This is a genomic window from Schaalia vaccimaxillae DSM 15804 (assembly GCF_000420425.1).
GTDB lineage: Bacteria > Actinomycetota > Actinomycetes > Actinomycetales > Actinomycetaceae > Pauljensenia > Pauljensenia vaccimaxillae.
In genome coordinates this window covers 65,972-88,521 of record NZ_ATUX01000008.1, presented here as the reverse complement: position 1 = coordinate 88,521, position 22,550 = coordinate 65,972, and the positions used below count along the sequence as shown (strand labels likewise).

The window sequence follows — 22,550 nt, the reverse complement described above, 5'->3', positions numbered from 1 at the left end:
GGAATGAATATGACACCGACCCTCGCACTGCTCGCCACCGAGCATTCGCAGGCAGTAACTCCCGTGGCTGCCACGGGCGCGGCCTCGTACGCGTGGCTGATGATCCTCATCCCGCTGGTCAGCGCCGCAATCCTGCTGCTGGCTGGACGCTCATCCGATAAGTGGGGCCACCTGCTGGCTACCTGCGCTTCCTGGTGCTCTTTCATTGTCGGAGCCGTCATCGTCGCCCAGTTGTTGGGAGTGGATGAGGCTGCCCGCCGTATGACTCAGACGCTGTTCACTTGGATTCCCGCCGGAGACTTCAGCGTTGACTTCGGCCTCATGGTTGATCCACTGTCGATGACCTTCGTGATCCTCGTGACCTTCGTTGGTTCACTCATCCACGTGTACGCCATCGCCTACATGGAGCACGATGCGGATCGCAGGCGCTTCTTCGCCTACCTCAACATCTTCATTGCAGCGATGCTGACCCTGGTGCTCGCCGACTCCTACGCCGTGCTTTTCGTCGGCTGGGAAGGCGTAGGCCTGGCGTCCTACCTGCTCATTGGCTTCTGGAACCACGTTCCTGCCAATGCCGTGGCTGCTAAGAAAGCCTTCGTCATGAATCGTGTCGGCGACATGGGCATGCTGCTGGCAATGATGGTCATGGTTACCAACTTCGGTTCCGTCCGCTTCGTTGACGTCAACGAGGGCGTGGCAGGGATCCCCGTTGCCCAAGCCACCCTGATCGGCATCTTCCTTCTGGTCGCTGCTTGCGGTAAGTCCGCTCAGTTCCCGCTCCAAGCCTGGCTGGGTGACGCCATGGCGGGTCCGACCCCCGTGTCGGCCCTCATCCACGCTGCCACCATGGTCACCGCAGGTGTCTACCTGGTGGTGCGTTCGGGTGCCGTCTACGAGGCAGCTCCTGTTGCGGCCACAGCAGTGGCCATCATTGGCGCTATCACCTTGCTGTTCGGAGCGATCGTTGGTTCAGCCAAGGACGACATGAAGAAGGTACTGGCCGCCTCAACCATGTCGCAGATCGGCTACATGATGCTTGGTGCTGGCCTGGGTCCCATTGGTTGGGCCTTTGCCATCTTCCACCTCTTCACTCACGGCTTCTTCAAAGCCCTCATGTTCCTGGGCGCAGGTTCCGTCATGCACGGCATGGCCGACCAGGTCAATATGCGTCGCTTTGGCGGCTTGCGCACCGCCATGAAAGTCACTTGGATTACCTTCATGATGGGTTGGCTTGCCATCCTCGGTGTGCCCCCGTTCTCGGGCTTTTGGTCCAAGGACAAGATCATCGAGGCCGCGTTCGCCGCTCACACCTTCGCCGACAGTGAAGCATCATGGATCGGCTGGGTCTACGGTCTGATCGCCCTCTTCGGTGCAGGCCTGACCGCTTTCTACATGTCGCGCCTGTTCTTCATGACCTTCCATGGCAAGGCCCGCTGGACCACTGAAGCTGAAGGCGCTGGCGTTCATCCGCACGAATCCGGCCCCCTCATGACCATCCCGATGATCATCCTGGCCGTCGGCGCAGTCCTTATCGGTGGTCTGATGTCCATCGGTGACTTCTTCACCAGCTGGCTGAGCCCGGCTATTGGCGGAGCCGTCCACGAAGAACCAGTGCTGCCCGTCGTCGTTATTCAGGTGGCAACCCTGGTGGTCGTCCTCGTCGGAGCCTTCATCGCTTGGCGCATGTACGGTGCCGCCGAGGTATCCAAGGCCGTGCCCGCCGGCAACGCCCTGACCGAGGCTGCCCGCGCTGACCTGCACCAAGACACCGTCAACGAAACCCTGTTCATGGCTCCTGGCCTGGCACTGACTGCCGCTGCAACCGCAGGCGACCGCCTCGTCATTGACGGGATCGCCAAGGGGGTGGGCGCTGGTTCGGCCCGAATCGGCAAGTTCCTTGGCTCCACCCAAACCGGCTTCGTGCGTAGCTACGCCGGATACATCCTCGGCGGAGTCGTCATCGCCTTGGCCATCGTCCTCGGATTCAGGATCTGAGGGGAGACAACATTATGGAGAATGCAATGGTTACAGCCGAATTTCCGTGGCTGACCCTGCTCGTCGCTATCCCGGTGCTCGGAGCCGTCATCCTGGGAGCCGTCCCCGGTCTGCGTCGCAGTTCCGGCAAGGCTTTCGCCCTGACGGTTGCCGTCATCGAAATGGTTGTCGCCGTGGCCGCAGCCGTGGTCGCTTTCGACTGGTCAAACCCGGCCACCCACCAGATCGTCGAGTCCTACTCGTGGATCCCCCAAATGGGTGTCTCGTGGGCCCTGGGCGTCAACGCCCTGTCCCTGGTGATGATCCTGCTGGCCGTCGTCCTCGTGCCGATCGTCTTCATCGCCGGATGGCATGAAGACAGCGACTCGGCCGACGCTAGGACCTACGGCGCCCTCGTCCTCGTCCTCGAAGCCTTCATGGTGATGATCTTCGCGGCCTTCGACGTCGTCGTCTTCTACATTGCCTTTGAAGCAATGCTCATCCCGCTGTACCTGATGATCGGACGCTTCGGCATCGGCGAAGCCCTTGAGCGCCGCGCCGCAGCCATGAAGTTCCTGCTTTACTCGCTGGCCGGCGGACTGGTTATGCTCGGCGGCCTCGTAGCCCTGTGGGCAGCGGCCCCCACCCACAGCGAAACCTTCTTCCGCTTCGACACTCTCTGGGATGTTGCCCCCGCTATGGGTGCGGCAATCCAAACTGGAGTGTTCGTGTCCTTCATGGTGGCCTTCGCCATCAAAGCCCCGATGGTTCCGGTCCACACCTGGTTGCCCGACACCGCGGCAGTAGCCCGCCCCGGCACCTCAGTGTTGCTGGTCGGCGTGCTCGACAAGATCGGCACCTTCGGCATGATTACGCTGTGCCTGCAGCTCTTCCCCGAAGCCGCTGCCTCCCTGCGTTGGCCGATTATCGTCCTGGCCGTCATCTCCATCCTGTGGGGTGGATTGGCTGCCAACGGGCAAAACGACATCATGCGCCTCGTGTCCTACACCTCCGTGTCGCACTTCGGCTTCATGGTGCTCGGCATCTTCATCGGATCTGAAATCGCTTTGGTCGGTGCCATGTTCTACATGGTCGCCCACGGTGTATCCATCGCCGCCATGTTCATCCTGTCCGGATGGTTGGCGCGGCACGGCGGCACTCAGGACATGAATGCCTACCGTGGCATGCAGCGCGTGACCCCGGTGCTCGCGGGCCTGTGGTTGGTCTCAGGCCTAGCCTCCATCGCCCTGCCCGGCCTGTCCGGATTCGTTCCCGAATACCTCGTCCTCATGGGTACATGGTCGGTTAATCCGCTGATCGCAGCTTGCGCCGTCCTCGGCGTCATCATTGCCGCCCTCTACGTGCTCATGCCTTATCAGCGAGTCTTCACCGGTGCCCCCAAAGCTGCCGCCGATGACATCGCAGACCTGAACGGACGTGAGAAGACGGTCATGGTTCCTCTGGTTGCCGGGATGCTCGTCCTGGGTATTTGGTCGGCGCCGCTGGTTGGTGCCCTGACCCCCATCGCAGCTGACGTCAACCTGGATCCCGCGGCTGGCGCCCAGTCGCAGACCATCGAAGGGAGCACGAAGTGAACCTCCTTCCTGCAGTTGAATTCGTTGAGCCCACGGTTCAATACGCCACGCTGGTGCCCGTCGGTATCATCCTGGCCGGAGCCGTCATCGCTCTGCTCATCGAAACCTTCGCCCCGGCGAAAGCTCGGCGCATGGGGTCGATCATCGTCGCCCTCGTTGCCACCCTCGCCTCAGCAGTGGTTCTGGTGTCGCGCTGGTTCCTCATGGCTGACCAGGCCTCATCCATCGGTGAATACATCGAAGATCACCTGACCATCGCAGCCCAACTGATCCTGGTGATCATCGGTTTCCTGGCCATCCTCGTGGTCGCTGATCGCACCCAGGTCGGTGACGGTGCTTTTGTCGGCCAGCCCGCTGATCGGCCCGGATCCTCGGACGAAGAACTCACCGATTCGAAGAACTACCAGCGTTCCGAAGTTTTCACGCTCATGCTCTTCAGCCTTGTGGGCATGATGCTCTTCCCCGCAGCCGACTCCTACATCGTGCTCTTCGTGGCCCTCGAGGTCATGTCGTTGCCGCTGTACATCATGGCCGCGACCGCACGCTACCGCAGGCAGCTGTCCCAAGAAGCCGGCATCAAGTACTTCATCCTGGGTGCTTTTGCTTCCGGATTCATGCTCATGGGCTCGGCCCTGTTGTACGGCTTCTCCGGATCGCTGATCATTTCGGACATGCACGCCGCAGTCGTGACACAGGGCGGTATGGACATGCTGGCCGTCGCCGGTGTCTTGCTGGTCATGGTGGGCTTGCTATTCAAAGTGGGCGCAGCCCCCTTCCACGCATGGACTCCCGACGTCTACACGGGCGCGCCAACGCCGATCACCGGCTTCATGGCCGCAGCCGTCAAGGTCGCAGCTTTTGGAGCAATGATCCGCTTCTACCAGGTTGTCGCTGCCGCGTTGCAGTGGGATCTGGTGCCCGTCCTCGTTGCCGTCGCCGTCATGACCATGGTGGTCGGTACCTTCGTTGGCGTGGTGCAAAAGGACGTCAAGCGCATGCTGGCCTTCTCGTCGATTGCCCACGCAGGCTTCATCCTCATCGGAGTGTTCTCGCTGGTTCAGGGCTCCACGGGACACGTCCTGCTCTACGTCCTGACCTACGGCCTGGCCACCATCGGAGCCTTCGGAGTGATCTCCCTGGTGCGCCGCAAGGATTCGCGTAACAACATTATGGGCGAGGCCACACACCTCGACCAGTGGGCAGGTTTGGGTAAGACCAGCCCACTGTTGGCCACCTCGATGCTGATCTTCCTGCTGTCCTTTGCGGGTATCCCGCTCACAGCCGGTTTCGTCGGCAAGTTCGTGGTGTTCTCCGATGGCTTCGCTGGCGGAATGGGATGGCTGGTTGCCCTGGCACTGCTGTGCTCGGCTGTCACCGCGTTCTTCTACTTCCGCCTTGTGCGTCAGATGTTCTTCGCTGAGCCAGCCGAAGGTGTTGTCGCAGTCAATTCTGAAGGCTTCGGTATTATCGCCATCGCCATCACCGCTGTGGCCACGGTTGTTCTAGGCGTATTCCCTGGACCCGTGTTGTCTGTTCTCGATCAGGTTGCAATACTTCTTCCGTGAGCGTTTCTGCACCTGATCTTCAAGTTCCCGACCTCGAGTCTCGGATTACCCCGGGGCTCGAGGTCGTCGAGCATCGTCTCCACGAAGCCGTGGCTGGGTCCTCCGACCTCGTCGATGAACTCACCAGCCACCTGGCCCTGGCTGGCGGCAAACGGCTCCGACCGGTCCTAACCCTGGTGTGTGCCCAACTGGGGGACCCGGAGTTAGCTTTGGGGGAAAAGGTCATCACCGGTGCCACCGCCGTTGAGCTCACTCACCTGGCATCGCTTTATCACGACGACGTGATGGACTCTGCGCCCACCAGGCGCGGCTCTCCCGCCGCCCAACACCTGTGGGGCAATAACCGTGCGATCCTGGCTGGAGACGTCCTCTTTGCCCGCGCATCAGTGCTCATTGCCGCGCTGGGACCAAAGATGGTGGCACACCATGCGCGCACTTTCGAACGCCTGTGCATCGGCCAGCTCAATGAAACTTTCGGTCCGGAGAAGGGCGAAGACCGCGTAGACTTCTACATCCAAGTCCTCGCCGACAAGACCGGATCCCTGGTATCCACGGCCGCGTCATTCGGCGCCTATCTGTCCAACGCAGGCGACGAGGTCGCCGCCATTGTGTCCGAGTTCGGCGAACGTATTGGCGTTGCTTTCCAGATCGCTGACGACGTCATCGACCTGGCTTCGGCAGGGGAGACCAGCGGTAAGACCCCCGGAACTGACCTGCGCGAAGGTGTCGACACCTTGCCGGTGCTATTGCTGCGCCGACGCCAAGACGCCGGCACCATTGACGAGGCTGGTACACAGATCCTTGAGCTCCTTGACGGGGACCTGTCATCTGATGAGGCTTTGGCTGATGTGGTGGCGCGCCTGCGCGGCCACGATGTGCTGGAGGAAACTCGCGCCTTGGCCAGTCAGTGGTCCGATGCCGCAATCGCGGTGCTTGAGCCGTTGCCTGAGGGTGAAGCGAAGACCGCGTTAGTTGCTTTCGCGCACCTTATGGTCGACCGCCTGGCCTAACCCGCCCTCCCTTCCGGTTCCCTTCTCTCCCCGCGAGGGACGCACAAAACTTTCGCGAGGGACGCACAAAACTTTCGCGAGGGACGCACAAGTTTGTTGTTGGGCCGGTGGCGGCCCGCCCGCTCACCGATTCGCTTTGCGAATCGGTTCGAAGCCCGACCAGACCCTGCCGCCACCGGCCCAACACCTAGAGCACCCTCCATTGCGCTCAAGGGCACGCCAGCTGTCGCGCTCCAGCAACACCAGAATGAAAAGGTCCCGCCCTCCCCAGGGGAGAGCGGGACCTTTTGTTATGAAACCGCAGTCAGATCACTTCGCGGTAGCCAAACCAACCTCGTTGGGCTCCACGCCGACCTCAGCAGAGGTGATCTTGCCGGTAGACAGCTCCACGCGGTGAACCTTCTTCGCAGCGGGCTCAGTCACCCACGCCACCGAGTCCTCAACGGTTAGAGCCGGGTGAGCCTGCTGCCACGGTTCCGGACCCTCCCAAGCACCGATCACGTCAATGGGCTCACCAATCTTGCGAGCCTCAACATCAACGGGGTAGAGCTTGCCGTCGGTGCCCAGAACCCACGCGTTACCTTCGCCATCGCGACGCACACCGCGCCACGTGTACTGGACGCCCTCGGGCATATCAATGACCTCGAAAGTCTTAGCAACGGTGTCAACGAAACCAATGTGGGACAGGGTCACGCCCTCGGCATCGGGATCGTTCTTGTAATCTGTCACCATGATCGACGAAACCTCGGAAGCGTACTCGTTGCCGATACGGCCGTAGTCGGCATCCGGGCTGGTCAACTTTGTGAACTCCTTGCCGTCCCACACAAGGACGCCGTTCTCGCAACCAATGGTGACAATCTCACCCTTGGCAACACCTTCACCGTGAACACCGGGGCACTCCTCGCTGCGGCCCAGTTCCTTGCCGGAAGCATCCTCAACGAGGGCGCCGGTGCGAGCCTCGGAGGTGCCGATGGTACGGACCACCGAACCGTCTGCCAAACGCACGGCAACGCCGTGGTGAGCAGCCTCGGACTTAATCTCAGTAAGCTCGGGGAGCTTCGAATCGTCCTCGGACAGAGCTTCGGAGTCGAAGATCTGGATGAGACCGGTGCCGTCATCAAAGAGCGCGGTGGTGTCAGCGTGAACTACGACGTGACCGGGGGTGGTGGCCGGGAAAATCAAATCGTTGAGCTCGGCCTCGCCGCTCTTGGCGCCGGTGGACAGCACCTGGAAGCCGCCCTCGGTGGACACCATCAGGTGTTCGCCGTCGCCAGCAGCATTGAGTCGGTTGAAGCCTTCGAGCGGCAGGTCAGCGACCTCTTCAAGAGTGGTCGCATCCAGGATCTTGATGCCGCCGTCGTAGGCGAACACGAAGCGCGCGCCCGCTGCCTGCGACGAGGTTGCCGCCGACTGGTCGGCGGACGAGGGCGCGGCCGAGTCAGTTGAGGTGGACGGGGTGCATGCCGACAGGGCGAGGCCCGCGGTGATGGCCAGGATGCTCGCAGCCGCGGCGCGGCGCGAGGTCATGGAACGCATCTTCATGTGTTTTCCTTTCTATCCTCGCCTGAGTGGGCAAGGGGTCTGCTCCGTGGAGCCGATATATGGGATGGGGTGGTTCTTCGCGGAACTTCGAGCTGGAATCCCGCAGGCTAACTGGCCGCCAGGTCAGTCGGGCACTGCCACACTTGTCGCAACACCCGACCGAATCACTGGGCACAACCTCAATAGGGGCGTGCCCAGCCAGCGGTCAAGAGGCCAAAGAATCTGCGATGAGGTCAGTGTTGACCCGCATCATGTCCAGGTAGGTAGGCGCCTCCCCTGATTCGTCGGTTAAAGATTCGGTGTAGAGCGGCACGACGGCCACATCGATGCCGGCCTGCTGGGCGAGGGCCTGCACAAGTTTGTCGGGCGATGAGGATTCCGCGAAAATTGCGGGCACGCCCGCCTCTGTGATGGCGTCAGCCAAGTCTTTCAGATCTGAGGCGCTGGGAGCCGCCAGGGTGGCGCCGCCGGGGATGACGGCTCCGATGACCTCGAAGTCGTAGCGATTCGCCAGGTACCCGAATACGTGGTGGTTGGTGACCAGAGCACGCTTGTCTTTGGGAATAGCCGCGAATTTCTCAGTCATGTAGGCGTCAATCTCATCGATTTTCGCCAAGTATTCGGCGGTTGACGCTTCCAGAGCTGCCTGATCCACACCGGAGACGGTGGCCGCAATTTCGGCTGACAGGGCTTCGACAACGTCGTGGACGCGCGCGGGATCGGTCCAAAAATGCGGATCTTCACCAAAGGCGTCCTCGCTGGAGTATTCAAGGACCTCAATGTGGTCGCCGGCCTCAAACAGTGGAGTGCCGTGCTTTTGGGCCGCTTTGATGTTGTCGGTCAGGCCCTCTTCAAGCCCGAGCCCATTGGACACCAGCAGGTCAGCTTCCTGCATGGTCAAGGCGTCTTGAGCTGATACCGCAAAGGAGTGCGGATCGGCGTTGGCGGGCATAAGCGTAATAACCTCAACCTGGTCGCCCACAATGTTCTCAGTGACGTCGCCCAGGATGTTCGTCGTCACGACGATGCTGGGCCCGTCCTCGTTCCCACTGGCCGACGAGGCCGAGTCTGCGCCTGCGCTGCATGCGCTCAGCGACAATGCCGCGGCTGCGACGAGGACGCCCAGCGGGCGGATGGTGCGCGAGCCCAGCGACTTATCTATGCGGACAGAAGAGGGATGATGGGTGGTCACAGTCCAACCTCCTGTAAGAATGCGAGGCCTGCGGCGTCAATGGTTCGAGTGGTCGAAGCTGCGTCAGCGGGGTTGATTTCCAGGACCGAGGCTGCGTCTGCGGCCGCAACGTAGAGGCGGTTCTGGGTGACATACAGGCCCATGGCTGCGATCTGCGGGTTGGCAACCGGCTCGGAGGAGGCTTCGAGGGCGTAGGTATCGTCGTTTTCAGCCCACACGTGGACGACTCCCTGGGAGTCGAGGGCAACAACACGGTCGTCGGAATCATCCAAGCAGCTGGTAGCAACCAGGTCCGCGTCTGAATCAATGTGCGTCCACTGTGCGTCGCGCACTGCAAGAACCCAGATGCCACCGGTCGGGTCGAGGCCGGCAACGTCGGGGCGTCCCGCGCGTCCACTCAAATCCAGGGGGCGCGAGGCCGGATCGGAGCCTTCAGGTAGGGGAGCGGGGGTGACGGTCCAGTCGGCCTGCGCGTTCTCGTCGGTGGACGAGATCGTCGCATTAACGATGAGGGCGCCTTCGGCGCATCCAAAGACTGCGCCAGCTCGGGTGCTGATGCCGCCGTGGGCGTCAGTGCAGGTGCCGGTGGGGGCACCGTCAATGATTGTGCCAGTTTGGTCAAGGATTGTCAGGGCACCCTGGTTGATGGTGGCCCAGCCTCCGCCCATGGGAGCAACCCAGGAGTTCGCATCGGCGTCAGCTGAAGCAAGGATCTTCACTTCGCCTTGGCCCAGAGCCTCACGGTCTAGCAGCACGGCGCGATCGCCAACACGGATCACGGTGGAGGACTCGGACGAATCAACGGCAAGGGGTGTTGCTCCGGCCTCGTTAATCTGTGCCGTAGCCTGCGCGATGACGGATGCGTCAATGCCGGCTTCGGTCAGGTCGATGGCGCCGAGGTCGCGGCTGGGCACCGAGTAGTAGTGCTGGTGGTCGCCGTGTTCAACCGTCCATACGCCCGTGTCGACGATATGGAGAGCATCCTGAGTCAACGCAATGACAAATCGGCCATCCGACACGGTGGTCAGCGCGCCTTCAATGGAGCCGATCTGCTCGGCTTCCAAGGTCGCTGCGTCGGTCAGGGTGAGCACGCCCTCGTTGTCGAGTGCAGCCAGAGAAACCTTGGGTTCAGACAGCTCGGTGGCGCCCTCGACCCAACCGTGGGGCCGAGCTTCTTCTTCGGATTGCCCAGCTGAAGCGGCTGCCTCGGACTGAGCGTCCTGAGCGGGAGCGCAAGCGGCTGTGGACAGGATGAGGAGGCCTGCCAGCGCTATCGTCGTGGCCGGGCGCAGAATTGAGTGGCGCGTCGGTTTGAGAGCCTGAAAATTGTTGGGGCACAACGAAGTCATGGTTGCCTTTCGATTGTGTATCAGACAGTTGCAGGTTTGCGGTGATGGCGGAGGCGACGCATTGCTGGCGCAGTGGCTGCGGCAACAAGGAACACAGAGCCAGCAACGGTGGCAATGGTGGCTCCAGCAGCAGTGGATCCGTACCACGAGATATACATGCCGATGATGACGCTGCCCGTGCCGATGACCGCCGCCCACAGCGTTGCTGAGAGAACTGATTTAGCCCAAAGGGATGCGGTTGCTGGGGGAGCAATGAGCAGGGCAACGACCAGCAGAGAGCCGACGGCCCGGTAGGAAGCTACGACAGCCAGCGTCACCATGATGGTTAATGCGAATGTGGCCAGTCGCGGTTTCATGCCGAGTGTTTGAGCAAGGTTTTCGTCGAGCGCGAGGGCTTTGAGGGGGCGGGCCAGGGTGGTGCCCAGAATGATCGTGATCACTAGGGCGGCGACGAGGACGAGCAGTTCGGGGGTGGTGACGGCCAGGATGTCACCGAAAAGAATGGCTGTCAGGTCGGTGGCGAATGACTTTGATCGGGAGACGATGATGACGCCCAGGGAGAGCATGATGACGAATGCGATGCCAATGGTGGTGTCTTGTGACAGGCGGGTGCGTTTGCCGAGCCATCCGATTCCAGCAGCCATGACGAGGGCGGAGACGCCTGCGCCTAAAAGTGGTGACCAGCCGGCCAGGGTTGCCAGGGCAACGCCGGGGAGCATCCCGTGGGAGATGGCTTCGCCGAGGAAGGCCATGCCCCTGACGACGACCCAGGTGCCGGCGATAGCGCAGATCCAGGTGGCGAGTATGCCACCTATTAGCGCGTTCGTAAAGAAGCCGGCCTGGAGAGGGTCGAATATGAAGGACACATTTCGAGCATAACGAAAACCGTTCGCATTACCAATTAATGTATGGTTTCTCCCATGAATGAAACGCACGGCACTGTTGAGGTCCGAGATTTCACCGTAATTCGAGGAGAAGTCAAAGCCCTCGACGGCGTTGACCTCGCGTTTAATGCGGGTGAGGTCACACTGGTGTGCGGAGGTAATGGCTCGGGAAAGTCGACGTTGTTGCTGGCCTTGGCGGGTGTCTTAGACCGTGACGGTGGAGAAATCATCGGCCTGCCCGCCGATGTTGCGCTGGTTCCACAAAGGCCGCCGAGCGCAGATCGACTGCCATTGACGGTGCGGGCCACTGTTGAAATGGGGCGCTGGCCCAAGCGAGGCATCCTGGGCAGGCTCACCGCTGAAGACCGTGCTGCCGTGGACTGGGCCATGGAGTCTGTTGGGGTATCTGATCTGGCTGACCGCCAGCTCTCTGAAACTTCTGGTGGCCAGTGTCAGAGGGTCCTCGTCGCGCAAGCGTTGACTCGCAAAGCTCCGCTGCTCTTGATGGATGAGCCAACTGCGGCCGCCGACATAGAATCGACGGAGATTATTCACAGGGTTGCTCGGGAACAGGCTGAGGCTGGGGCCATTGTCATCATCGCCTCGCACGACCCTGTGGCCCGTGAGTTCGCCGATAGGATCATTACCCTGCACTCCGGCCACGTGGTCCCCACCGTCTGACTCAGTCTCCTTCCTTCCCCTTCCCCTTCCCCGCGAAGGACGCCCAAAACTTCCGCGAGGGACGCCCAAGTTGCTGGTGTTGGACCGGTAGCGGCCCGCCCGCTCATCGATTCGCTTTGCGAATCGGTTCGAAGCCTGACCATGCCCTGCCCCCACCGGCCCAGCACCTCGCCCGTTGCAGAACCCGCCCGCTCATCGATTTGCTGGGTCAATCGCCTTAAAACTCAACTGGGCCGTCCCGACACACACTATGGCTGTCATGGGCTGCCGCATCCTCGAGCTGCCCGCCTCGCCCTCGACAAAACGAATGAGGCTGACCTTGCTTCAGGTCGGTAGACTGTGGAACGCGCGCAACTACTTGCGCCCTCGACCATCGAGGAACGCTCGCCGGCACCGAACCGGCACCACAAATTGAGGAGAACCAGGTTGGCCCCCGTCAACGTCGCAGTCATCGGCGCCGGACCCGCCGGCATCTACGCTTCGGACATTCTGTCCAAGTCCGGACTCGATGTGACCATCGACCTGTATGAACGCCTCCCCGCCCCCTACGGGCTCGTGCGCTACGGCGTCGCCCCCGACCACCCGCGCATCAAACAGATCATCGTTGCCCTCTACCGAATCCTCCAACGAGGCGACATCCGATTGCTCGGAAACGTCGAAGTTGGCCGCGACATCACCATCGACGACCTGCGCGACCACTACGATGCCATCGTCATCGCCACCGGCGCCGACCGAGACGCCCCCCTCAACATTCCGGGCATCGACTTGCCCGAATCCTACGGAGCTGCCGACTTTGTCTCCTGGTACGACGGTAACCCCGACTATCCGCGCACCTGGCCACTTAACGCCCAAGAGGTGGCAGTGATCGGAGTCGGAAACGTCGCCCTCGACGTTTCGCGCGTCCTGGCCAAACACGTCGAAGACATGATGGTCACCGAAATCCCCGCCAACGTTGCCGAAGGCCTAGCCGCCAACCGCGTCACCGACGTCCACGTTTTTGGCCGCCGAGGCCCCGCCCAGGTCAAGTTCACCCCCCTTGAGCTGCGAGAACTTGGGCATGTGCCGGACGTGGACATCATCGTGTCCGAAGAAGACTTTGACTTCGACGAAGGCTCCGAAGAAGCCCTGCGTGCATCCAACCAGCAGCGCCAGGTTGTCAAAACGCTGACGAATTACGCGATGCGGGACGCCGAAGACCACAAGGCGTCACGCCGCATCCACATCCACCTGTTCCAGTCGCCTGTCGAAATCGTGGCCGACGAGGACGGGCACGTCAAAGCTCTGCGCACAGAACGTACCGAATTAACTGGCGACGGTTCCGTACGCGGCACGGGCGTGATGACGACATGGCCGGTGCAGGCCGTTTACCGGGCAGTTGGCTACTATTCCTCGCCGATCCCGGGCCTGCCTTTCGACCCTGTGCGCGGGGTTGTCCCCAACGTTGAGGGCCGCGTTGTGCCTGAAGCTGGCGTGGATGAGTCCCAGGCGCTCCCGGGCGTGTACGCCACCGGCTGGATTAAACGCGGGCCGGTTGGGCTCATTGGTTCGACAAAGTCCGATGCGCAGCAAACCATCGCTCACCTGGTCGAGGACGCGCAGGCTGGGCGCCTGCATGCAGCCACCGACCAGGTTGGCCACGAGGCCATGGTTGCTTTGCTGGACGAACGCGGAGTCGAATACACCACCTGGGAAGGTTGGGAGCTGCTCGACGAGTACGAGAAGGCTTTGGGCGAGGCTTTCGGCGAGGTCGAGGTCACCGGCGGCGAGAAGCGAGCCCGCGAGCGCGTCAAAGTGGTGTCGCGCCGAGCAATGACCGACATTTCGCGCGGCAACATCGCAGCAGGTGTGGGCGAGGGTGCGGGCGCGCTCGGAGATGAGGGCAAAGTCGAGGCCGGCGCCGGTGCCGACACTAGGTCTGCGCATAGCCGAGACCTCATTGGCGACATGGGCGAGATGGGAGTGCCCAGTGCCCCGGAACGTTTCGATGACTTCACAGGGCCTGGCCGAAGGGCATGACATCACGGGCCGGCCTCGGTCCTAGACACACGCCCGCACCCGTGAGACAACGGGCGCGACCCGCAGACCCGCTCTAACTGGGAGCGTGAATAGCCGACGCGAACCCGCCGATCACGCTACGGTGAACGCAAGTTACTGACAGAAACACCGACCAAGCCTAAACGCCGACGAAGCCGAGGAATGGAGTTGCCCATGCGCGTTGGAATCCCCACAGAGGTTAAGGACAATGAATTCCGAGTCGGCATGACGCCCGCAGGCGTGCACGCCCTCGTGGGTGCTGGCCACGAGGTCACTGTTCAGACAGGCGCGGGACTGGGTGCGGGCATCCCTAATGACGCGTATGCGGATGCGGGCGCGCACTTGTGCGACGACGCGGCCGAGGTTTGGGCCGGTGCACAGATGGTCGTCAAAGTCAAGGAACCCATTCCCAGCGAATACGGTTTTCTGCGTGAGGACCTGCTGCTTTTCACCTACTTGCATTTGGCTGCTGACCGCGAGCTGACGGAGGCTCTGCTAGCTGCGGGAACGACGTCAATTGCCTACGAAACTGTGGCTTCTGACTCGGGCGCGCTTCCTCTTCTTGCGCCGATGTCTGAGATCGCTGGTCGCCTATCGACGCAGGTGGGTGCTGATTGTTTGCTCAAGCCTCACGGCGGGTCGGGGGTTCTGCTTGGTGGAGCTGCCGGTGTACGCCGCGCAAATGTGCTCGTCTTGGGTGGCGGCGTGGCGGGCCTGAATGCAGCGCGCGTCGCCGCAGGAATGGGCGCGGACGTGACGATCATGGATATCAATCCGCAGCGTCTGCGCCAGCTCGACGAGGGTTTTGGTGCGACGATCAAGACTCGTTTTTCTACCGAACTTGATATCGCTCAGGCATGCGAGGACGCGGACCTGGTGATCGGTGCGGTTCTGGTGCCTGGGGCGAGGACGCCGCGCCTCGTGACTCATGAGATGGTCAGGACAATGAGGCCTGGCTCGGTGCTGGTTGATATTGCGATCGATCAGGGCGGGTGTTTTGAGGATTCGAAGGTGACGACTCATTCTGAGCCGACGTACGAGGTCGACGGGAAGGTCTTTTATTGCGTGGGCAATATGCCTGGCGCTGTGCCGCACACCTCGACCTATGCGTTGACGAATGCAACCTTGCCTTACGCGTTGGCCCTGGCGAACGAGGGCTGGCAGCCGGCGTGTTCGTCTCGCCGAGACTTGGGCCGTGGTCTGTCGACTCATGCGGGGCATTTGTACACAGCGGGTGTTGGTGAGGCTTTGGAGATTCCTGTCGCTGACTTGTCTGAGTTGCTGGGCTCGTGAGGTTTTCAGGGGATTTGTGGAGGCAGTGGTTGCTATCAGGAAGCATCCAGTGTTTGTCCATAGAATCGCCTCATGACGCATCGCAATTACCACAACGGCTTAAAGACGGCCGTGTTGCTCGGCGGAATGTGGGTGCTTTTGCTGGCCATCGGCGCTTTGATTGCTGGCGGGACCGGTAGGTCTTATTGGATCTGGATTTTCGCTGGGATTGGCCTGATTCAAACCGCCTATTCCTATTGGAATTCAACGAAGATTGCGTTGCGTTCGATGAACGCCTACCAGGTGACTGAGCAGGAACGGCCTGATCTGTATGCGATGGTTCGTGAGTTAGCGGAACGCGCGAACCAGCCGATGCCAACTATCTGGATTTCTCCGACTCAGACGCCTAATGCTTTCGCCACCGGCCGCAATCCGCAAAACGCCGCCGTGTGCTTTACGGAAGGCATTCTGGCGATCCTGGGAGAGCGGGAACTTCGGGCCGTCCTCGGCCATGAACTGATGCACGTTTATAACCGTGACATTTTGACCTCGTCGATTGCGGCCGCCATGGCCGGCGTCATCACGTCGGTGGCCCAGTTCCTGATGTTCTTTGGTGGCGGGTCGCGCAGGGAAAATGGTGGGGTCGGGATTTTTGCGACGATCGCTATTTCGCTGCTGGCGCCGATTGTGACGACGCTCATCCAGTTCTCTTTGTCGCGCACTCGCGAATTCGATGCTGACGAGGACGGCGCCACGTTGACCCAGGATCCGCTCGCGTTGGCGTCCGCGTTGCGCAAACTGGAGAAGACGACGGATCATGTGCCTTTGCAGCAGACTCCTGAGACGGAGAATGTTGCGGCGTTGATGATTGCGAACCCGTTTAGGGGCAAGGGGATGCGAAAGCTCTTCTCAACTCACCCGCCTATGGAGGAGCGCATCGCCCGCCTCGAGCAGATGGCAGGCTACTGACGGGGGCTTTTTCGCTGCACTCGGCCCACTTGCCGCCCGTGGCCCCGCGGCCTCGCCGAGAGCAGACCTTATGGTCGTTTTCGGACCGAAAATCATTGATTTTTGACCATAAAGTCTGCTCTCGGCGAGGGGAGAGAAACGCCGGGTCAGCGGTAGTTGACGAACTGTAGGGCCACGTCCAGTTTGTCGCCCTCGGGGCCCTTGAGTAGGGCGATGACGGCCTGCAGATCGTCGCGGCTCTTGGAAGACACGCGCAGCTCGTCGCCTTGGATCTGAGCTTTGACGCCCTTGGGGCCTTCGTCGCGAATGAGCTTGGCGATCTTCTTGGCAACGTCTTGGGCGATGCCTTCACGCAGCGGCGTCACCAGGCGGTACACCTTGCCGAAGGCCTTTGGTTCGCGGTCCTTGTAGTCCAGGCACTTGAGGGAGAGGCCTCGGCGAATCAGCTTGGACTGGAGCACGTCGAGGATCGCCATGACGCGCGATTCAGAATTGGCTTCCATCTCGATGGCATCGCCGGACAGTTTGATTGAGGCGCCCACGCCCTTGAAGTCGTAGCGCGAGCCAATCTCTTTGGAGGTCTGGTTGACGGCGTTGTCGACCTCTTGGCGGTCGAGCTTGGAAACGATGTCGAATGAGGAGTCAGCCATGGCTTTCCTTTCGGTACTGGTGGTGCCTCGAGGGCCTTGCTCCCGTTGCGGCACCCGTGCAAGCGGTGGTGTCGCCATTGTTGCAGACGAGGTCGAAGCCGGGGCTGTGAATGTGGTCTTGGCCTCTAAGGCGGCAGCCGAATTGGCATTGAGGGCTTCGGCTCTGTTATTCTTCCACGGCACCGTGAAAGCGGCGCATGGCGGGATTCCCGAGTGGCCAAAGGGATCTGACTGTAAATCAGACGCGGAATGCTTCGGGGGTTCGAATCCCTCTCCCGCCACGCTCAACCTTGGTTGAGAAATGCTGTGAGTCTCTTCTCAGCTGTGCAAATTGCTTCGGCATTGCTCACTGGGTTAGGCTTTCCGGCGTTGCCCCGATAGCTCAGTAGGCAGAGCGTCTCCATGGTAAGGAGAAGGTCAAGGGTTCGATTCCCTTTCGGGGCTCCGGTGGCGGCTCAGGCCGCAATCGCTGCGGCGGGGTAGCTCAGCTGGTCAGAGCGCACGACTCATAATCGTGAGGTCGCGGGTTCGAGCCCCGCCCCCGCTACCGAAACGACAGGTCGAGAGTCGACTACTCAAACAGCAAAAGAGGGAAAACACCGTGGCTAGCAAGTCTGCAGACGTTCGCCCCAAGATCACTCTGGCCTGCTCGGAGTGCAAGGAGCGCAACTACATCACCAAGAAGAACCGTCGTAACACGCCGGATCGTCTTGAGCTCGCGAAGTTCTGCCCGCGTTGTCGCAAGTCCACTGCGCACCGCGAGACCCGCTGATTCAGCACTTCGCTCGAATTCCCCGAGGAGCCTAGCTCCCCGGGGTTTTTCATGTTGTATGAACTCTGTTGCAGGTTCTGTGTCGTGTTGAAGGGGAGTATTTTGTCTGCCGCGATGGTTTTGTGATGCTAGTTCTTCAGGGCCAATGCATAATGTCTGTCATATGAAGGCGAAGTATTCAGAGGTTTACGAGGCGCTTGTGCGCAGGATCTCTCAGATGAATCCGGGTGATCGTTTGGAGAGCGAGGCGCAGCTGGCTTCTTCTTTTAATGTGGCGCCGATGACGGTCCGGCGAGCGTTGATGTTGCTTAAGGATGAAGGGCTGACGGTGGCTCGGCCGGGCAGCGGTACTTTTGTCGTTGATCCGAAGGCTAGTGCGAGGAAGGTTGCGTCTGATTCCTCATCAGCCCTGGATACTGGGATGAGGGTTGGGGGACTGCGAGTCAGTCCCGATCTCCATTCGCGACTTGTGTCGGTGACGGTGACGGCTGCTGAATCGCAGGAGGCGCAGTTTTTTAATCTGGGTCCAGAAGTCTTTGTTTTGCGTGTCATTAGAACTTATTGGGATCGTGGTATTGACGGATCTGGAGATGGGGATCGAGGCGAGGTGAGGCCCATCGGTATTGAGGTGCTGCGTGGGGATGCTTCTCGGTTCAAGAGTTTTGATAGTCGGTTGTTGTGTGAGGGACCAGATGTTCTTCTGTCCGAGTCGTATCGACTAGACGGGGATGGTGGGGGTTTGGTTTTTGAAGGCAGTGTGCAGACTGTGCTCCCTGATGATGAATTGTGCGAGGTTCTGGGGGTTGGGCAGAAGGATCCCTGTTTGAGGATATTGACGATTGCTCGCGATGCTCGTTCGAATATCGTTGCTGAGGTGGAGTTGTTCTTGGACGGTTGTCGGGTCCGTTTGGAGTTCTGAGAGCTGGCGTAGTAGTCCTCTGTCCGAGGGGCGGAGCGGTTCCGGTATTGACATGCGACGGATAACAACCTAGCGTGATCTATATCGCCCTAGGGTGATTTTCTAACGTGGAGCAAGGACGCGAAATGACTCGACATGACATTGCTTTTTCCGTCAGCGGTAATGAGGGACTTGGCACAATCGTTGCCTTGCATGGGGTGACCGATAATGGCGCATCTCTTTCAGATATCGCCCGATACTGGAATCCTCGGTGGCAGGTGTATCTTGCCGATACGCTTGGACATGGGCTGTCTAGGCATCTCACCGAAGAAGAGCTAATCGACCCCTTCGACTCATGTGTGCGCGCCAGTGTGAAACTTGTCGTGGAAGCAGCCCGAACTGCGACGAAAGGCAGGGTCGTCCTCATCGGACATTCCTTGGGTGGTGCGATTGCGACGAGAATCGCTTGCGAGTATCCCGATTTGATCTCAAGTCTGATTCTCGAAGATCCTGCCTTGCTGACCGAGGAGCAGGTGGAACTGTACCGGACCGAAGCTCAATCGCTGGTTGATAAACAGGAGCTGGTAACTTCCCACGTCGGTGAAGCCATGGTTGAGCTCATGCGCATCTATCCCGCGTGGCCCGCATCTGAGTACGGCGCTTGGGCGCAAGGTAAGACCCAGGTGGATCGGGCATTTGTCGCTACGGGCATCGTTGGTCAACCAGGGCGGGAAATCCTTGCGAGCCTGCGCGTCCCCACCCTGTTGGTTACAGGTGATGGGCAGGATGTACTCTTCGGAGCTGAAGGTCTGCGCGAGGTGAAGAACCTGAACAATCCCAACATTGAAGTTGCGATGATCGCAGGTGCTAGCCACGTTGTGCGTCGGGATCGTCCTGAGGAATTCTACAGCCTGGCCGATGCATTTCTGCATCGTCGGATCGCTGACGAAGCTGAGGCTCCCCATCCGTGGATCGCACCGGAGCTATTGCCCGTTATCGACGCGACGCCTCCGCAAGACACTCATGATGTGCAGGCTCTACGAGCCAAGGGCGAGGAACTCTTAGCCGGTGTCGCTGCGCCTGCTGATGTATTTGTTGAAGAAGTCCGAGTTGGATCGGATAAACAACCTATCGATCTGCGAGTCCTTCGACGCAATATGGATCGGAAAGAAAAGGCTCTTGTCCTGTCTATTCACGGCGGCGGATATGTCGCGGGACGTGCTCGATATGATGATGAACGTAACGCTGAGCTTATCGACATCTTCTCAGAAGCCGTGGTCGGGTCCCCCGAATACCGTTTGGCCCCTGAATTCCCATTCCCAGCCGGAGCGGAGGACTGCTATGCGTCCTTGCTCTATCTGGCCGACCGATTCAACGGACTACCGGTGTACATTTACGGTGATTCGGCAGGGGCTGGGCTTGCCCGGCAGGTCGCAGAGCTGAATATTGAGCGGGGATCGAAAGTGCCGATCAGCGCGTTGATACTACTGGAGCCCTGCCTCGAACCTCAGATGTCGACCCAGTCATTTGATGTTCATGCCGATGGCCCGATATGGACTCGAAGCGCGTCCGAGGGAGCCTGGGGACACTATCTCAATCGGGCAACCACGCGTCTGCCCTATGTCCCGTCACGCAATGTTGCGATGAAGATGCCACCTTCGTTGATCATTGTTAATCCGGTTGATCCCCTGCGTGATGAGGGGATTCGTCTGGCTACGGAGCTGGTCGATGCAGGGGTTACGACTGAGATGCACATGCTCGCGGGCACGATTCACGGTGCTCTTTCCGTTCCAGGAACGACAACATGGAGTCGAGTTAAACAGATTATCCAAGACTTCATCGAGGTATCAGAGACCTCGTTAACTCCATCCATCTGAAAAGGATATGAACAATGAGTGCGAACAATAGATTGCTTCAGGTCGCAGGATCTGCGGCTTTGGGCGGCTTTCTCTTCGGCTTCGATGTCGCTGTCATCAATGGTGCCATCGGATCTGTGTCAGGGTCGGCTACAGGATTTAGTCTCGACGCGTGGGCAACCGGTTTGGTTGTTTCGATCGTCAGTCTGGGTGCCGCAGTGGGTGCTGCTGCTGCGGGAGCGGTAGCGAATCGTCTGGGGCGGGTCAAAGTGATGATTCTGGCGGCGTTCCTCTTTGCGATCTCCGCTTTAATGAGTGGTCTGTCCTTCAGCCTCGCAGCGATCGTATTTTGGCGTCTAATTGGAGGCCTGGGAGTGGGTATTTCTGCGGTTATCGCTCCGGCGTATATCGCGGAGATTACTCCGGCTGACAAGCGAGGTAGATTTGGGACTCTCCAGCAGCTTGCCATTGCCTTCGGCATCTTCGGTGCGTTCATTACCAATTTCCTCCTGGTTAAGGTGACGGGTTCTGCCGATGCTGTCGCTTGGTTCGGCCTGCATACATGGCGGTGGATGTTTATCTCTGAACTTCTGCCAGCTGTCCTCTACGGTGCATTCGTTGTCTTCTTGCCAGAGTCCCCGCGTTATCTGGTAGCCATCGGGCATGAGGATGAGGCCGAAAAGATCTTGATCTCCGTAGTTGAGGAGACCGATGCTGGTGGGCGCGTTGCGCAGATCCGTGCCTCGTTGACCGGGGATCGTCCTCGACTGAGCGATCTTGTTGACCGCAAATACGGTCTGCGTCCAGTGGTATGGGTAGCTCTGGCTTTTGCTTTCCTCATTCAAATGGCTGGCATTAACAACGTGCTGCTGTATGCGACAGATTTGTGGACCACCGTCGGCTTCGTGGGTGATCTGTCGGTATTTATCCCGGTTCTAACATCGATCATTGGCATCGTCATGACTCTTCTGGGAATGATGGTGATTGACCGGGTGGGACGCCGCCCGCTGCTCTTGTGGGGCGCTATTGGCATGTTCGTGGCGATGGTGGTCTCAGCGGTTACTTTTGCTCAGGGGACGCTGTCGCCTGAGGGGGTGCTAAATCTGTCAGGAGTGTGGGCCGTGATTTCTCTGATCAGCGTCCACATGGTGTATATCGTCTTCTGTGGCACCTGGGGAGTTGTCTTGTGGGTGTTCCTTGGCGAGGTATTCCCCAATCAAATTCGCACCGCAGGATTGGGACTTGCCACGGCCGGTAACTGGATTGGGGGCACCCTGGTAACGTTGCTGTTCCCTGTGCTTAAAGAGTACTTCGGCTTGTCGGGAACTTACTTCGTCTATGCGGTGGTCGGCGCGATGCTGATCTTCCTTGTCGTCCGTTACATCCCTGAAACGAAGGGTGTCGAACTCGAAGAGATGTCGTATAGCACTACCGGCAGACAGTAGGACTGCTTGGGCGATTTCTGGGCTGCTGACGACGTGGGTTGTCCAGGTTGGAGGAGGGAGGGGATTCTTCAGTTCCCTCCCTCCTGTCATTCGTTGTCAATAAGAGCGTTGAGCGGGTTGTAGTGGCAGTCGACGGCTGCCTTGTATGCGTCGATGTTGCCAGCTTCGCAGGCTCGGAGAATATCAGCGTGTGCGAGGGCGGCTGACATCATCTGCTCGTTGTCTGCGGCTTTGAGCTTGGGGGAGACCGTTTGGTGAATCATCCACATGGCTGAGGTGAGCTGCTGCATGAGCGAGTTGGACAGGTAGTCAAGCAATCCGGAGTGGAAGGCAATGTCTTCGTCGTAGTAGGTCTGCCCTGCGGCGGCCTTAGTTTTCATCGCTTCGACGGCGTCCCATAGTGGAGCGTTCGTCGTCCCCTTCATGGCGTTGACCAGTTCTTCGGCAATGCCCAGGTCGAGGGCGCGGCGGATGGCGACCACATCTGAGAGGGATTTCAGTCCGTTGATCTGTTCGAGGGCGGAGCGAAGAACCAGGGTTTCAACCAGAGGCTGCATGGTCATCTGCCCCACGAAAGAGCCGCGCCCCTGGCGGACGGTGATGATGTCAAGGGCTTCGAGTTTGCGTAGAGCTTCGCGCACGGATGATCGAGAAACGCCCAGGTCAGAGCAGAGTATCGCTTCGGTGGGTAGGGGATCGCCGGGCTTAAGTCCATGGGTGAGCATGTACCGCTTAATGGCGTCCATGGTGGTCGATGAACGGTTGGAAGAATCTTTGCCGTTATCACTTTGCAATGAAGTTTTTTTTAGTGCAGATGTCGAAACTGCTTGCAAAAATTTGTCAGACAACATATGTTCACCCT

18 protein-coding genes and 3 tRNA genes are annotated in these 22,550 nt (G+C 59.9%); 15 read left to right on the top strand and 6 right to left on the bottom strand.

What is annotated here, in order from left to right:
* The first annotated feature begins 9 nt into the window (after positions 1-9).
* From nuoL to G439_RS0107285, 4 genes are read left to right on the top strand one after another with little or no spacing between them, the layout of a single operon-like run.
* Entirely contained in the window at positions 10-1,995 is a 1,986-nt protein-coding gene (gene nuoL, locus G439_RS0107300; RefSeq protein WP_022868529.1) for an NADH-quinone oxidoreductase subunit L, read from the top strand.
* A 26-nt stretch (positions 1,996-2,021) separates the two neighbouring features.
* A complete protein-coding gene (locus G439_RS0107295; protein WP_022868528.1) occupies positions 2,022-3,569 on the top strand; it encodes an NADH-quinone oxidoreductase subunit M in 1,548 nt (515 codons plus the stop codon).
* Positions 3,566-5,134 (top strand): NADH-quinone oxidoreductase subunit NuoN, encoded by a 1,569-nt coding sequence (nuoN, locus tag G439_RS0107290; RefSeq protein WP_022868527.1) that lies wholly within the window; start codon positions 3,566-3,568, stop codon positions 5,132-5,134. The genes G439_RS0107295 and nuoN overlap by 4 nt, the downstream gene beginning before the upstream one ends.
* On the top strand, positions 5,131-6,144 hold the full coding sequence (locus G439_RS0107285) for a polyprenyl synthetase family protein (RefSeq protein WP_022868526.1): 1,014 nt from the start codon (positions 5,131-5,133) through the stop codon (positions 6,142-6,144). The genes nuoN and G439_RS0107285 overlap by 4 nt, the downstream gene beginning before the upstream one ends.
* A gap of 309 nt (positions 6,145-6,453) precedes the next feature.
* Here G439_RS0107285 and G439_RS0107280 read toward each other — a convergent pair whose 3' ends face one another.
* The 4 genes from G439_RS0107280 to aztB all read right to left on the bottom strand — a co-directional run bounded on the left by G439_RS0107280 (position 6,454) and on the right by aztB (position 11,093).
* Positions 6,454-7,686, bottom strand: coding sequence for a hypothetical protein (locus G439_RS0107280; protein ID WP_022868525.1), 1,233 nt, complete (start codon positions 7,684-7,686; stop codon positions 6,454-6,456).
* 205 nt (positions 7,687-7,891) lie between these two features.
* A complete protein-coding gene (gene aztC, locus G439_RS0107275; RefSeq protein WP_022868524.1) occupies positions 7,892-8,878 on the bottom strand; it encodes a zinc ABC transporter substrate-binding protein AztC in 987 nt (328 codons plus the stop codon).
* Positions 8,875-10,227 carry a hypothetical protein gene (locus tag G439_RS0107270; RefSeq protein WP_022868523.1) on the bottom strand — a complete coding sequence of 451 codons (1,353 nt, stop codon included), beginning with the start codon at positions 10,225-10,227 and terminating at the stop codon, positions 8,875-8,877. The genes aztC and G439_RS0107270 overlap by 4 nt, the downstream gene beginning before the upstream one ends.
* A 20-nt stretch (positions 10,228-10,247) precedes the next feature.
* Complete coding sequence (aztB, locus tag G439_RS0107265; RefSeq protein WP_022868522.1) at positions 10,248-11,093, bottom strand: zinc ABC transporter permease AztB; 846 nt, start codon at positions 11,091-11,093, stop codon at positions 10,248-10,250.
* Positions 11,094-11,147: 54 nt separating this feature from the next.
* Between aztB and G439_RS0107260 the strand changes: the two genes are divergently transcribed.
* The 4 genes from G439_RS0107260 (at position 11,148) to htpX (ending at position 16,067) form a co-directional block, all read left to right on the top strand.
* A complete protein-coding gene (locus G439_RS0107260; protein WP_040434849.1) occupies positions 11,148-11,792 on the top strand; it encodes a metal ABC transporter ATP-binding protein in 645 nt (214 codons plus the stop codon).
* A gap of 426 nt (positions 11,793-12,218) precedes the next feature.
* The gene (locus G439_RS0107255; protein WP_022868520.1) at positions 12,219-13,808 is read left to right on the top strand and encodes an FAD-dependent oxidoreductase; all 1,590 of its coding nucleotides are present in this window, start codon (positions 12,219-12,221) and stop codon (positions 13,806-13,808) included.
* 192 nt (positions 13,809-14,000) lie between these two features.
* Positions 14,001-15,119, top strand: coding sequence for an alanine dehydrogenase (ald, locus tag G439_RS0107250; RefSeq protein ID WP_022868519.1), 1,119 nt, complete (start codon positions 14,001-14,003; stop codon positions 15,117-15,119).
* A gap of 72 nt (positions 15,120-15,191) precedes the next feature.
* On the top strand, positions 15,192-16,067 hold the full coding sequence (gene htpX / locus G439_RS0107245) for a zinc metalloprotease HtpX (protein ID WP_022868518.1): 876 nt from the start codon (positions 15,192-15,194) through the stop codon (positions 16,065-16,067).
* A 146-nt stretch (positions 16,068-16,213) separates the two neighbouring features.
* Here htpX and G439_RS0107240 read toward each other — a convergent pair whose 3' ends face one another.
* Entirely contained in the window at positions 16,214-16,717 is a 504-nt protein-coding gene (locus tag G439_RS0107240; RefSeq protein ID WP_022868517.1) for a YajQ family cyclic di-GMP-binding protein, read from the bottom strand.
* A 199-nt stretch (positions 16,718-16,916) separates the two neighbouring features.
* On the opposite strand from G439_RS0107240, the gene G439_RS0107235 reads away from it, so the two are divergent.
* From G439_RS0107235 to G439_RS0107210, 7 genes are all read left to right on the top strand, one after another.
* Positions 16,917-16,998 (top strand) — tRNA-Tyr (locus tag G439_RS0107235).
* A gap of 90 nt (positions 16,999-17,088) precedes the next feature.
* A tRNA-Thr gene (locus G439_RS0107230) sits at positions 17,089-17,161 on the top strand.
* Between the two features lie 29 nt (positions 17,162-17,190).
* Positions 17,191-17,264, top strand: a tRNA-Met gene (locus tag G439_RS0107225).
* 54 nt (positions 17,265-17,318) lie between these two features.
* Complete coding sequence (gene rpmG / locus G439_RS12400; protein WP_040434847.1) at positions 17,319-17,489, top strand: 50S ribosomal protein L33; 171 nt, start codon at positions 17,319-17,321, stop codon at positions 17,487-17,489.
* A gap of 163 nt (positions 17,490-17,652) precedes the next feature.
* Positions 17,653-18,408 carry a GntR family transcriptional regulator gene (locus G439_RS0107220; protein WP_022868516.1) on the top strand — a complete coding sequence of 252 codons (756 nt, stop codon included), beginning with the start codon at positions 17,653-17,655 and terminating at the stop codon, positions 18,406-18,408.
* Between the two features lie 125 nt (positions 18,409-18,533).
* Positions 18,534-20,264: an alpha/beta fold hydrolase gene (locus G439_RS11505; RefSeq protein ID WP_022868515.1), complete on the top strand. Its 1,731-nt coding sequence runs from the start codon at positions 18,534-18,536 to the stop codon at positions 20,262-20,264.
* A gap of 14 nt (positions 20,265-20,278) precedes the next feature.
* Positions 20,279-21,688 carry a sugar porter family MFS transporter gene (locus tag G439_RS0107210; protein ID WP_022868514.1) on the top strand — a complete coding sequence of 470 codons (1,410 nt, stop codon included), beginning with the start codon at positions 20,279-20,281 and terminating at the stop codon, positions 21,686-21,688.
* Positions 21,689-21,774: 86 nt separating this feature from the next.
* Here the strand turns inward: G439_RS0107210 and G439_RS11500 are convergent, their stop codons facing one another.
* Positions 21,775-22,482, bottom strand: a complete 708-nt coding sequence (locus tag G439_RS11500) for a FadR/GntR family transcriptional regulator (protein ID WP_341532750.1) — start codon at positions 22,480-22,482, stop codon at positions 21,775-21,777.
* Between the last annotated feature and the right edge of the window lie 68 nt (positions 22,483-22,550).